This is a genomic window from Neorhizobium lilium (assembly GCF_004053875.1).
Classification (GTDB): Bacteria; Pseudomonadota; Alphaproteobacteria; order Rhizobiales; family Rhizobiaceae; genus Neorhizobium; species Neorhizobium lilii.
Map to the genome: position 1 here is coordinate 18,943 of NZ_SBIP01000003.1, position 12,966 is coordinate 31,908.

Here is a 12,966-nt window from a genome sequence, read left to right on the forward strand (position 1 = left end):
GAGATAAGGCCACGGCCGCTGCCGCAAGCCGTTCCTTACGGGATCGGCCGTTGTCAGGCCGCATGGACGATGCGGCTGGAGAGAGGCTTGGTGCCCCGCAGCGGCGCTCGGCGGATCATTTCGAGCGCAAAGGCGCGCGCGTTCTGGCGGGCCTTGTCGAGATTGCTGATGCGGCCTTCATCCATGCTGTGGAGCGTGCCGCCGAGGTCAAAAATGTCGCGGAAGGCGGCACGTTCGATGATCGGCGTGTCCAACACTTCGACCCGGCGTTCGGATAGCAGCATCTTCACGGCAAGCAGGGCGCGCGTCGTCACCATGGAATTGACGCGGGTGAGAACCACCGAATGCGGAACCTTGATGCCGCCTTTGTCTTCCAGGAAACGCAGCAGTTCCAGCACATTGGCGCCGCCTTGGGCATCCATCGCACACCCCTGGATGGGGATCAGCACATGGTCGGAAAGGCCGATGGCCTTGGCGAGCAGAGGCGTCTGGGCGCCGGGCAGGTCCACCACGAAATAGTCGGTCTTATAGAGGTTTTCCGAGATATGCCGGTCGATCGACGACTGCGTCACATAGGAGATGACCCGTAGCTTTTCATCCGGCGGCGAAAGCTGGTGCCAGCGGGAAATCCAGCGCTGCGGATCCGCATCGAGGATGGTGACGCGATAGCCCTGCTGGACGAGTTCCGTGGCAAGCAGCAGCACGGCCGTGGTCTTGCCGGCGCCGCCTTTGGTATTGGCGAAAGTAATGACTGGCATCTTCTGTTCTTTTCGGCTGCGAGCCCATGCTCTGGCACCGCACCCTCATGATGCTCGACGTCATCTTTGCTATACATGGTTAATAAAGCGCGAAGACCGGACTATGAAGATCTACCGGCGACGATCCGCAGCCAGGATTTCGCGAGCGATCTGTTCCAGCGGCACGATCTTATCGACGCCGCCATGAGCGATCGCTTCCTTGGGCATGCCGAACACAACGGAGGTCGCCTCATCCTGCGCCACCGTATAAGCGCCGGCCTGGTGCATCTCGTTCATGCCGCGAGCGCCGTCGTCGCCCATGCCGGTCATGATGACCCCCATGGCATTGGCGCCGGCGCATCGCGCTGCGGAGCGGAAAAGCACGTCGACGGAAGGACGATGACGGCTGACGAGGGGTCCTGCCCGTACCGACACTTCGTAGCGGGCGCCCCTGCGTTCGAGGAGCATGTGCTTGTCGCCTGGCGCAATCAGCACATGGCCGCGCAGCACCGGATCGCCATCAGCGGCTTCCTTCACCTCCATTTCGCAGAGGCTGTTCAGCCGCTTGGCGAAGGCGGCGGTGAATTTTTCCGGCATGTGCTGAACGATGACGATGCCGGGCGTATTGGCCGGAAGCGCCTCCAGCAGTTCCCGCAGGGCCTCGGTGCCGCCCGTCGACGCTCCGATGCAGACGACCATCTCGGTCGTCTTCGCCATGGCTCCGGTTTTCGTCGGCGGCGGCAGTACGGCGTCCGCGGTCAGCTTTGCCGTCGTGCTTCCTTCAACCAGTCGTGACGGGCGCATCCGGCCGACGCGGGCACGAGCGGCGGCCTTGACGACGGTGCGGATACGGTCTCCCGCCTCGGCCAGATGATCCGCAGCCGCGATCTTCGGCTTGAGGATGATATCGACGGCGCCGGCCTCCAGTGCCTGCATCAGGGTCTCCGACCCGGCTTCGGTGAGGGACGAGCACATCACCACCGGGATAGGATGCTGCGCCATCAGTTTGCGCAGGAAGGTGATGCCGTCCATCTGCGGCATCTCCACGTCGAGCGTGATGACGTCGGGGATTTCCTCGCGGATCTTGCGGGCCGCCATGAAGGGGTCGTTCGCCACCCCCATCACTTCGATTTCGGGATCGGAGGAAAGAACTGCCGTCAGTGTCTGCCTGACGCTGGCGGAGTCGTCGATGATGAGGACGCGGATCTTGCCGGGCATCTGTCAAATCCGTTGAAAGACGGTATTGGCCACCTGCCGGATCGGAAGATCGAAGCCGGTGACGGTTTCGGAGTGGCCGATAAATAGGTAACCGCCCGGCAGGAGGCAGTTGCACAGCCGTGTGAGTACATGGCTCTGTGTCGGCTTGTCGAAGTAGATCAGGACGTTGCGGCAGAAGATGATGTGCATCTGCTCACCAATGGGATAGGTGTCGTCCATCAGGTTGAGCCGGGCAAAGCCTACCTTGCTGCGCAGCCGGGGGCTTATGCGCATCTCCTGCCGGCGCGCATCGGACGACCGCATCACATATTTGCGCATCAGATCGGCAGGCACGGGCTGTAGTAGTTCCCCCGAATAAATGCCCCGCTGCGCCTTCTGCAGCACGTCCGTCGAAAGATCGGTTGCCAGGATGAAATAGTCCCGTTCAGGAGCTGAGGTCGTGATGAAGTCGTTGAGGACCATGGCGAGCGTGTAAGGCTCGGCGCCCGTGGAGCAGGCCGAACTCCAGGTGCGGATGCGCCGATCGCCGAAAGACTTTATGATCGAGGGCAGCGCCGTCTTGACCATGTATTCGAAATGCTTGGGCTCGCGGAAGAAATCCGTCTTGTTGGTGGTGACGGCGTCGATCAGGTAGACGGTCTCGCTTTCAAGCCCGCTATGCTTGAACAGATAGTCGCAATAGCCGTCGAAACTGGTCATTCCGGTGGCCCGCAGCCGCCGGCGAAGCCTACCCTCCAGCATGGTCATCTTGTTGGCCGGCATCTTGATCCCGCTGTAGTCATAGATGAACTTCGACAGCAGCTCGAAATTGCGCTTGCTCAGCCGGTCGTCCAACGACTGGCTTCTCGCTGCCATGTCCATGCCTAACTCCGTACGCTCTACACTCTACTCGATACAATAGACGTCGCGGATCAGGCGACCGCTGCCGTTATTCCCGTGCCCATGGATCCCGCCCCCATATGGGCAAGCGCGGATCCGGAATCCGAAAACAGCCGGGCGAGGTCTATGATCACCACGAAGCCCACATCCCGGCGCACCACGCCGGCAATGTAGTCCGACCGCCAGCGGATGCCGATGTCCGGCGCGTTCTCGATCTGCTCCTTGCGGAAGGGCACGACCTCGAACACGCGGTCCGCTACCAGGCCAAGGGCCAGGACGCGGTCCGCCACGGGCACATCGAGCACCAGAATGCGAGTATGCGGTGTCTTCACCGTCCGCGCCATGCCGAGCCTTAGCCTAAGGTCGATGACGGGGACACCCTGGCCCCGAACGTCGCGCAGGCCGAGAAGATAGTCCGGCCCATGCGGAATTCGGAACGGGTCTTCATGGTCGAGGATCTCGCGCACCACCTCGACCGGGACTGCGAAGATCTCGTCGCCGAGGCTGAAGGTTACGAATTGTGACTCGGAGGATGGGGCAGCCATTATGCGCTCTCCTTGAATTCGTCGTCGTCCCGATCAGGTCCGCCCATGGACATGTCGAGCGCGAAGCCCTTGGCGCGCGCCTGCTGGCTTGCGACCGTACGGTCTGCTGCGGAAGGCTTCCAGGATGGCTGCGGAGCGGAAGCACGCTGGGCAGGGCGTGAAGGTTGAGCGTGGACCGGTGTCTGCGGACGGGCTTTCGCAGCGGGCTTGTCGACCCGGAAGAAGGAGATGGATGCCTGCAGCTCTTCCGCCTGCGCGGCCAGTTCTTCTGATGTCGAAGACATCTCCTCGGATGCGCCAGCGTTCTGCTGCGTCACCTTGTCGAGCTGCTGGATGGCTTCGTTGATCTGGCTGGCGCCGATATCCTGCTCGCGGCAGGCGGCAGAGATTTCAGACACCAGTTCGGCCGTCTTGTGGATGTCGGGGACGAGCTTGTTGAGCATCTCGCCGGCTTCGGTCGCCACCTGAACCGTCTCGCCGGACAGTGAGCTGATTTCGGCGGCAGCAGCCTGCGAACGTTCCGCCAACTTGCGAACTTCCGAGGCGACGACGGCAAAGCCCTTGCCATGTTCGCCGGCACGCGCCGCTTCGACGGCAGCGTTCAGGGCGAGAAGGTCGGTCTGGCGGGCGATTTCCTGAACGATGGAGATCTTTTCGGCGATCGTGCGCATGGCGCTGACCGCACGGGCAACGGCCTGCCCGCTTGCTTCGGCATCCTTGGAAGACTGACGCGCGATCTTCTCGGTCTGGGCTGCGTTATCGGCGTTCTGCTTGATATTGGCGGCCATCTGCTCCATCGAGGCGGAGGCTTCTTCAGCGGATGATGCCTGTTCGGTCGCGCCCTGGCTCAGGCTTTCGGAACCGGCTGAAAGCTGCTGACTGCCCGAGGATACATTGCTGGCTGCCGCAAGCGCATCGCCGACCACGCCGCGCAGGCGTTCCACCATGCTTTCAAGCGCCATGCCGAGCGTATCTTTTTCCGAAAGCGGCTTCGGCGAGACCGTCAGATCGCCATTGGCGATTTGGCCGGCGATCGTTGCCGTGTTGCGCAGGTTCGCGGTCATGACTTGCATGGCATCGACCAGATCCTTGATCTCGTCATTGCCCTTTTGCGCGATCTCATGGTTGAGGTCGCCGATGCTGACGGCGTCGGCGAGATTGACCGCGCGCTTAAGGCCACGCGAGATGTTGAGCGAAATCCAGAAAGCCGCGATTGCCGAGAGTGACAGAATGGCAATCACGATGCTGATCAGGAGGGTCTTCGACGTCTCGTACTGGTCGTTCGTCGCGCTGTCTGTCGCTGTCAGATCGTTGCCGATCTCCTCGTTGAGAGCCCCCAGCGCGGTCAGTAGCACACCGGTGATCTTGGCGCCTTCTCCCATGGAAATGACACCGGCCCGTGTATTGGATTCTGGTGTGTTTTCGCGCGCAAGGGCCAGGATCTGGTCCTGAAGCTGTAGCCATTGCGGCATAGCCTTCCTGAACTCGGCTACTTTCGCACGGATCGCCGGCGCCTGCTCCTTGTCGATATTGGCAAGAAGGTCTGTAATCCTTGCTCTGGAGTTTTCGACCTCTTTGAAATAGGTCGAAATCTCTGCGGCATCGGTATTCAGGATGGCATTCTTCTCCGCCCGGACGGAAAGATAGACCGAGTCCGAAAGGTCGCTGGAATTGCGCAGGTTGGCGGCTGGCCCCTGGACGATGTCGGTGATGGATTCGTTCAAACCGGAAAGGTTCGATATGGCCAGCAACGCCATGCCGCAGGTCATGAGAATGATGAGGCCAAAGGTCAAGGCCAATTTCAGCTTGATAGTGAAGCGCATTGGTCGATTCTCCCGATATGCATTGTGACAACAACTTCACTTCCGGGTGTCGGAAGTGACCAAAAAACAGACAAGCGAACATTCACTCATCTATTCGGCCGGAGAACCGGCATGACGTCGTCGCATACACACGGCGGCGGAATGCCGGACTTATGAAGCCCGACATCGATCTTGTGGCGCCTCAGGCGCTCTCGCGGAAATCCTCGTCGTCATGGTCGGGTCCGCCCATGGACATGTCGAGCGCAAAGCCCTTGGCGCGCTTCTGCTGGCTGAATACGGACTGGTCCGGTTTGCGCGGCTGGGCAGGGCGAGCATAGGCCGTCTTGGCGGGGGCATGCTTGGCGGAAGATTTCGCCGATTGCGGAACAGCACGCTTAGCCGGCTTTCCACCACCGGAGGACTGCTCCACCCGGAAGAAGGCGATCGATGCTTGCAGTTCCTCTGCCTGGGAGGCGAGCTCTTCGGATGTCGCAGACATCTCCTCGGATGCGCCAGCGTTCTGCTGCGTCACCTTGTCGAGCTGCTGGATGGCTTCGTTGATCTGGCTGGCGCCGATATCCTGTTCGCGGCAAGCAGCAGAGATTTCCGAAACGAGTTCAGCCGTCTTCTGGATATCCGGCACCAGGCGGTTCAGCATTTCGCCGGCTTCGGTTGCGACTTGGACAGTCTCGCCGGACAGTGAGCTGATTTCGGCAGCGGCCGTCTGCGAGCGCTCGGCAAGCTTGCGAACTTCGGACGCGACGACGGCAAAGCCCTTGCCGTGTTCGCCGGCACGCGCCGCTTCGACCGCAGCATTCAGGGCGAGAAGGTCGGTCTGGCGGGCGATTTCCTGAACGATGGAGATCTTTTCGGCGATCGTACGCATGGCACCGACGGCTCTGTTTACGGCCTGGCCGGACGTCTCGGCATCACGCGAGGACTGGCGGGCGATCTTCTCGGTCTGAGCCGCGTTGTCGGCGTTCTGCTTGATATTAGCCGCCATCTGTTCCATCGAGGCAGAGGCTTCTTCGGCGGACGACGCTTGTTCGGTCGCACCTTGGCTCAGCTGTTCGGCGCTTGCCGACAGTTCTTGGCTGCCCGAGGAGACGTTGTCGGAAGCGGCCAGCGCATCGCCGACCACGCCTCGCAGACGTTCGATCATCGTGTTCACATAGCCGAGCAGATCGCCGATCTCGTCCCGGCTGTTGATGGGGGCGAAGCGGGTGAGATCGCCGTCGGCGACGTTCTGGACGGCCTGGACGGCGCCTCGAAGGCCCTTGTTGATATTCACGGCGATCCACAAGGCGAAGAGCGCGGCGATGATCAGTGCGGTGCCGGCCACGGAAATCATGATCATACGCGTCTGGGCATAATCAAGATCGGCCTGCTGGTCTGCATCGTCCAGACGGCTTTCCTCGAGCTTGACCACATCCGACAGCAGGGCGTCGATGTCATTGGTGACAGCGCGGGCCTCGTTGGTCGAAACCTTCAGGGCGCCGGCCGCATCGCCGGACAACATTATCTTGCGGATGACATCGTCATGCTGGCGGAAAGCGGCGCTGAGCGTATCGAGCTTGTCCCAAAGCGGTTTGCCCTGTTCCGTCGCCAGGGACTGCACCGCCTTCAGGTTTTCGGCGAAATCGCGGCGCGCATCGTCGCTCTTGGCGGTATAGCCCTGAATCTCGGCCGGAGTGGCCGAAAGCAAGATGTTCTTCTGCTGGCGGATCTGCTGCAGCTGATCATTGCTGAGGCGCTGGGCGAGCTTCAGCCGCGCGGCAGGTCCCTGGATGACGTTGCCGAGCGCATCGTTCAGGTTGCCGAGGCTGTAAATGCCATAGCCCGCCGTGACGACGAGCATCAGGATGATGAAGCCAAAGGCCGAGGCCAGCTTGAGTTTGATCGATGCGCGCATGTCTCGTCTCCGTCGATGGGTGTCAGCCGCGGGAATGGCCGTTTCCGCCGCGATCATGTTGTGCAGTAAAAATTGCCTGGAGGTTCGGAACGATGATGAATTCGCTTCCGCGTTTCACCAGGCAATCTATGAAATCCGGGCGCCAGCGCATGCCGACGCTCGGTGGGGCTTCCCCCGCCGCGCGCAGCAGCGTCGTCACTTCGTGGACCTTGTCCGTGCGGATGCCGACCAGCACCGGCTCGCCCTCGACTTCGATCGCGATGACGATGATCCGGCTGTCGATGGTGGGCTTGGTCGCCTCCATTCCGAAGGCAAGCGTGATATCGGCGAGCGGGATGACCTTGCCGCGAAAATTGATGACGCTCCCGAGAAAGGCCTTGGCTCCGGGCACCATGGTTTCCGGCAGAAGGTCCAGGATCTCCTGAACGATGAAGGCTTCGAAGGCGAAGACTTCGCCGGCGATGTCGAAGGTCAGGACCTCCAACTCCTCGCGCCCGCCCCAAAGCCCCTCGGGTAGTTTTCTGACCGCTTCGTTCATCCCGCTGCGCGCAAATGCGCCTCCTGTTGCTGTCCTTCAGCCACAAGGTGGCCGACGTCCAGAATGAGCGCCACGTCGCCGTCACCGAGTATGGTCGCGCCCGAGAAGGTCGCGACGTCGTGGTGCAGCTTGGACATAGCCTTGATGACGGTCTGGTGGTCGCCGATGATCTGATCGACCACGAGGCCTACCCGTTCCGAGCCGGTTGAAATGACCACGACCTTTTGGAAAGGATCGGGCTTCGTGCCGGTTCGGAAGAGGTCGCGCAGGCGGATGAAGGGAACGAGGCTGTCGCGCAGCGATATGAAGCTGCGGCCGCGCGAGCGCATATCCTCTTCAATGGAAAGTTCGAGGCATTCCTCGACCGCCGAGAGCGGAATGACGTAGCGACCGCTGCCGACCCGCACGAGCAGGCCGTCGATGATGGCAAGCGTCAGCGGGATCGCCAGCGAGATCTCCGAGCCCTTGCCCGGATGGCTTGCCACATTGATCGTGCCGCGCAGTGCGTCGATCGTGCGCTTCACCACGTCCATGCCAACGCCGCGCCCGGACAGATTGGTGACGGTCTGTGCCGTGGAAAAGCCCGGCTGGAAGATTAGCTGGTAGAGTTCCTGATCCGTCAGGCTGGCATTGGGCTGGATCAGCCCGGAGGATTCTGCCTTGGCGCGCACTCGCTCCTTGTTGATGCCCCGGCCGTCATCCTTGATGGTGATGATCACTTCGCCGGCCTGCTGGCGGGCGGACAGCGAGATATGCCCTGCGCCGTCCTTGCCAGCGGCAATACGCTCCTCCGGCGGCTCCAGTCCGTGGTCGCAGGAGTTGCGCACGAGGTGAACCAGCGGATCAGCCAGGCGCTCGATCACGCTCTTGTCGACTTCGGTCGTCTCGCCTTCCGTAACAAGCTCGATCGTCTTGCCGGTCTCGTGGGCAAGGTCGTGCACCAGACGGCGGAAACGACCGAACAGGTGAGCGACGGGGACCATCCGCAGCACCATCATCGTATCGCGCAGTTCGCCGGACAGGCGCTCGACATCTTCGGAGACGGCGCGAAGCTGCAGATCGCCGCTACCTCCGGCAAGCTGGCTGAGGCGGGACTGCGCAATCACCAGTTCGCCGACCCGGTCCATCAGCTCGTCGAGCTTTTCGGCAGGCACGCGAACGTTCTCGCTGGCCTTCGAGGATTTGGCGTCGACAGGAACGACAGCGGGCACAGGCGCAGTGGCAGGGGCGGGGGGCTGGACGGGGGCCGGTGCCTCGGAAACCGGCTGAGCCGAAGGGGTGCTGGCAACCGCTTCAACCGGGGCCGGTGTTACAGCGGGTGCAGACGCCTGTTCGGCCGCAATCTCTAGCTCCATCTCGTCCATGACGAAGATGAACACATCCTCGATCGCCGAGCGGGGCTGGGCGGTCAGGAGCTCGACGCTCCAGGAAAGATGCAGGTCTGTCGGGAAGAGTTGGTCGAGCGAGGGAATGCCCGACCGGTCGGCGACGATGCGACATTCGCCCAGTTCGCGCAGTTCGTCGAGCAGCGGAAGCGGGTTGGTGCCGTTCGCCATTGCATTCTGCGGCAGGCTGAAACGTATCTTGTAAAGGGTGAGCGCCGGTCCGGCAGCAGCGGGAGAAGCGTTTCCGTCCGAGCCTTCGACGGCCTGCCGGAGCGAAGCCAGAAGATATTCGCTTCGTGCTTCGTGATCGCCGGAAGGTGTTTCGACAAGTGCTCGCATATGGTCCTTCGCATCCAAAACCGCCGTCACCAGCGCCTGGGTGGCGGGAACCTCGCCCTTGCGGACGCGGTCGAAGGCGGTTTCGCAGTGGTGCGTGAAGGCAGCAAGCGCTTCGAAGCCGAACATGGCGCCGGAGCCTTTCAGCGTATGGAGGCCGCGGAACACCGCGTCGATCTGATCCTTGTCGCCGAGATTGACGTTGAGGTCGAGGAGACCAGCCTCGACCTGCTCCAGAAGCTCGGCAGCTTCCGTTCTAAAGACAGCGATGGGATCTGGAAAACTCATCGACCGAGAACCTTGCGCACGATCTTGACCAGGCTTTCAGGATCGAAAGGCTTGGTGAGCCACCCCGTCGCGCCGGCAGCCTTGGCCTGCTGCTTGATCTCGCCGTCGGACTCGGTCGTCAGGAAGATCACTGGCACGCCCATATGAGCGGGCATTTTGCGCAGTTCCCGGATCATCGTCAGCCCGTCCATGTTCGGCATATTGAGATCCGTTACGATCAGGTCGAACTCGCCGCCGCCCAGTTTTGCGATACCATCGACGCCGTCCACGGCCTCGGTGACCTGATAGCCTGCATTGCTCAGCGCGACTCGGGTCGTGAGGCGGATGCTCGCAGAGTCATCGACCGTCAGGATGTTGGCGCTCATTGAATTTCCCCTTGATGAAGCCAGAAGTTTGCGTCGTCGTTGGACATGCCTTCCAGGAAGCCGCTCCGGCGCAAGGTATCGAGAAGCGTACCCGTCGCAGGCTTGGCAAGTACAATCGCCTTGCCGCCCGTGCCGGCATAGATCCGGGCAGCCTCCAGAAGTTGAAGGATGCTGATGTCGATCTGCGAGTCGGGCGCGAATTCGACGACTGTCGCGTCGTTGTGCGCCACAAACTCAAGAAGATCCTGATGAATAGTGGTGATCGTCCGAAGTGTTGCATTTGGCGGAAGCGAAAAATGATTATCTGTAAAGGTCGAAGTGGTCATGAATACTCCGAGAAACATCCGAAAATCCTGAAATAGCTTGGCGAATATGATCTTAGAGAGTTAATGGGTACTTAATTCCACTGCGTAAGTTTTCATTCTGTATATGTTGCATTTCGATTTTTACTTTTGCTGGCGAGGCAAAATTAACCACGGCTAATGAAAGCCTTTTCCCGTTCGTCTCCAATTAACCGCACAACTGCAGACTGAATTCGCAAACAAGAGAATGGCTGCGTCTTCACAGGCAGACTGTTCCAAAACGAAACAAGCAGGGAAGCGCCGCCTGGGCACTATCGGGACGGCAGCAGACGGTTGGTCGAAGGGGTTTGGGCAAGGTGGCGGTTACGGCAGCGGTACTAAGACAAGTCGTGGATGCTTCGGGCGCATCGACACCCTTCGTGGAACGGATGGAGGTGGCGCGCTCGCGCATCGAGGAGCGTTTCCTGGAGGGCGGCGCCGCCCTTTTGTCCATTCTCGACGTGCTGAACAAGCTGGTCGCTTCACTGGACCAGGTGACGGGTTCGCTCGACGAAGAAACCGCCAATGCCACCATGGCGGAGCTGGAAAATACGGTTGCCCATCTTTCCGAGCTCAGCACGATAGAAACCGCGCGCCAGGCCCGCTTCCAGGAAATTGCAAGCGCCGAACAGAACCTGCGTCCGCAGGTGGACGATATGCAGGAGACGCTGCGCTATCTGAGGACCTTTGCCGTCACCGCCAAGATCACCGGCGCCGGCGTTCCGGATTTCGCGGGTTTTGCCGAGGAAATCCTGCAAAGGATTCAGGACGGGACGCGGCAGGTCAACGATTTCTCCGCCAAGCTGCACCATTTGGGCAGCGGTCTCGGACCGATCCGGGCGAAGGGCCAGAAGATCATTCAGAGCTACGACCAGACGATCCCGCGGATCGTGGCCGGCTTGTCGGGCGGCGGCGTCGAGATCGGCAAGCAACGACGGGTGCTGATGCAGCGCGCCGAAAGCGTCCGGGCCATTGCCAAGGGCATCCAGGGCAAGCTTGCCTCCACGCTTTCTGCCATGCAGGTGGGCGACATCACCCGTCAGCGCATCGAGCATTGCCAATCAAGCCTCCAGATCCTCGACGAATACCTGCAGTCGCCGGATATAGGCGCGCTCGACGATGAACAGCGCGACAGCCTCACGCAGATCATAAGGGAGTTGGTGTCGCTTCAGTTGAGCCAGTCGATCGACGATTTCGACCGAGATACCGGCAAGATCGTGGACACTGTCGCGAGCTTCCGCGCCGACCTGATGCAGATCGACGCCCTTCGCCGGGACATGGGGCAGGGGGAGGACGATGCCGGCGACAATGCCATGCGGCAGCTGGAAAATGGCGTCGGGGCTGCTCGTAGCGCCGTTCGGGAAATTGAAGCAGTGGCACATGAGGCGGCCGAGCTCAGCCGCAAGACGGCAGATACGGTGAGGGAACTGCTCCAGGGCATTGGCGTCGTTCAGCTGGTGCGCACCGACATTCATTACATGGCGCTCAATACCAATCTGCGCTGCAGCAAGATCGGCGAGGAAGGCAGGGCAATCAATGTGGTAACTGCCGAACTGCGCAATTTCGCGGCTCTGTTGGACCAGACCGCCGACAAGATCCTGGCCGAGTTGCAGACACTGGAGACGGCTGCCTGCAAGCTCAACGAAGCGGAAGAAGGCAGTGAGGACTCCTCGCTCGATCATCGCCTTGAAAAAGCCATGGCCAGCATCCGGGCCGTCGGCGACCGCATGGATACGGAGATGGATGCGCTTGCGACCCAGAGCGAGGCAGCCATCGGCGATATGGATCGCTCCCTCGCAAGGCTCGATTTCAATGCCGAGCTTGGCGACGTGCTGCGTGCCTGCGCCGACGAATTTGCCGACGCAGGTGAAGTTCGCGAGGCGCCGGGCCTCGATCAGGCGCTTGCGGATCTTGGAACCCGCATCGGACGCCTCTACACCATGGTTTCGGAACGGGAACTGCATGCCCGGGTCATGGGCACCGCGCCCCCGACCGAAGCTCCTGTCCTTGCGGCGGTGATGACGGACGACGACATCGACGATGCACTATTCTGAACCGCAACGGATCGGGTTCGAGCATGCGGCGCCGGCATATTCTTATTCCTCCTGCCTTGACCTTTGAGGCCGGCTGCGGCATGTGACCGCCTTTGCTGATGAAGCACGCGATGCGGGACGATCCCCGGCGGTGCTCGACAAGAGAAACAAATGACAAAAGCAACATCCTCGGCGCCTTCACAGCGCATGCTTCGCATTGGCGAGCAGGTCCGCGCCGCCATCACCCAGGTTCTGCAGCGCGGTGAAGTGCGCGACGACCTGATCGAGAAGACGGTGATCTCAGTCTCAGAAGTGCGTATGTCGCCGGACCTTAAGATCGCCACAGCCTATGTGACGCCGCTTGGCCTGCCCGACCATGACGCCGTGATCGAGGCTCTCAACCGGAACGCCAAATTCATCCGTGGCCGCTTGAGCGGCCAGCTTCGGCAGATGAAATACATGCCGGAAGTCCGCTTCCGCGACGACACCAGCTTCGACAACTACAAGAAGATCGACCAGCTGCTGCGCTTGCCCGAGGTCCAGCGGGATCTCGAAGGCGACACCGAAGAATAAGAACAGCCAAGAGC

General features: G+C 61.1%; 12 protein-coding genes. 2 read left to right on the top strand and 10 right to left on the bottom strand.

From position 1 onward, the window contains the following. Nucleotides 1-53 precede the first annotated feature (53 nt). The 10 genes from EPK99_RS12590 to EPK99_RS12635 form a co-directional block, all read right to left on the bottom strand. A complete protein-coding gene (locus EPK99_RS12590) occupies nucleotides 54-758 on the bottom strand; it encodes a ParA family protein (RefSeq protein ID WP_128443439.1) in 705 nt (234 codons plus the stop codon). Nucleotides 759-869: 111 nt separating this feature from the next. Beyond that, nucleotides 870-1,955, bottom strand: coding sequence for a protein-glutamate methylesterase/protein-glutamine glutaminase (locus EPK99_RS12595; RefSeq protein ID WP_128443440.1), 1,086 nt, complete (start codon nucleotides 1,953-1,955; stop codon nucleotides 870-872). 3 nt (nucleotides 1,956-1,958) lie between these two features. Next, nucleotides 1,959-2,816 (bottom strand): CheR family methyltransferase, encoded by an 858-nt coding sequence (locus tag EPK99_RS12600; RefSeq protein WP_128443441.1) that lies wholly within the window; start codon nucleotides 2,814-2,816, stop codon nucleotides 1,959-1,961. Between the two features lie 50 nt (nucleotides 2,817-2,866). Then, a complete protein-coding gene (locus tag EPK99_RS12605) occupies nucleotides 2,867-3,379 on the bottom strand; it encodes a chemotaxis protein CheW (protein ID WP_128443442.1) in 513 nt (170 codons plus the stop codon). Continuing rightward, a complete protein-coding gene (locus EPK99_RS12610; protein WP_128443443.1) occupies nucleotides 3,379-5,202 on the bottom strand; it encodes a methyl-accepting chemotaxis protein in 1,824 nt (607 codons plus the stop codon). Before EPK99_RS12610 ends, EPK99_RS12605 begins: the two co-directional genes overlap by 1 nt. 181 nt (nucleotides 5,203-5,383) lie before the next feature. Continuing rightward, nucleotides 5,384-7,093 (bottom strand): methyl-accepting chemotaxis protein, encoded by a 1,710-nt coding sequence (locus EPK99_RS12615; protein WP_128443444.1) that lies wholly within the window; start codon nucleotides 7,091-7,093, stop codon nucleotides 5,384-5,386. 22 nt (nucleotides 7,094-7,115) lie between these two features. Then, entirely contained in the window at nucleotides 7,116-7,631 is a 516-nt protein-coding gene (locus tag EPK99_RS12620; protein WP_128443445.1) for a chemotaxis protein CheW, read from the bottom strand. Continuing rightward, complete coding sequence (locus tag EPK99_RS12625; RefSeq protein ID WP_128443446.1) at nucleotides 7,628-9,640, bottom strand: chemotaxis protein CheA; 2,013 nt, start codon at nucleotides 9,638-9,640, stop codon at nucleotides 7,628-7,630. The genes EPK99_RS12620 and EPK99_RS12625 overlap by 4 nt, the downstream gene beginning before the upstream one ends. Then, a complete protein-coding gene (locus EPK99_RS12630; RefSeq protein ID WP_128443447.1) occupies nucleotides 9,637-10,005 on the bottom strand; it encodes a response regulator in 369 nt (122 codons plus the stop codon). The genes EPK99_RS12625 and EPK99_RS12630 overlap by 4 nt, the downstream gene beginning before the upstream one ends. Further along, on the bottom strand, nucleotides 10,002-10,331 hold the full coding sequence (locus EPK99_RS12635; RefSeq protein WP_128443448.1) for an STAS domain-containing protein: 330 nt from the start codon (nucleotides 10,329-10,331) through the stop codon (nucleotides 10,002-10,004). The genes EPK99_RS12630 and EPK99_RS12635 overlap by 4 nt, the downstream gene beginning before the upstream one ends. Before the next feature lie 332 nt (nucleotides 10,332-10,663). Between EPK99_RS12635 and EPK99_RS12640 the strand changes: the two genes are divergently transcribed. Then, nucleotides 10,664-12,400 (top strand): methyl-accepting chemotaxis protein, encoded by a 1,737-nt coding sequence (locus tag EPK99_RS12640; protein ID WP_128443449.1) that lies wholly within the window; start codon nucleotides 10,664-10,666, stop codon nucleotides 12,398-12,400. Nucleotides 12,401-12,550: 150 nt separating this feature from the next. Continuing rightward, nucleotides 12,551-12,952 (top strand): 30S ribosome-binding factor RbfA, encoded by a 402-nt coding sequence (rbfA, locus tag EPK99_RS12645; protein WP_128443450.1) that lies wholly within the window; start codon nucleotides 12,551-12,553, stop codon nucleotides 12,950-12,952. Nucleotides 12,953-12,966 lie beyond the last annotated feature (14 nt).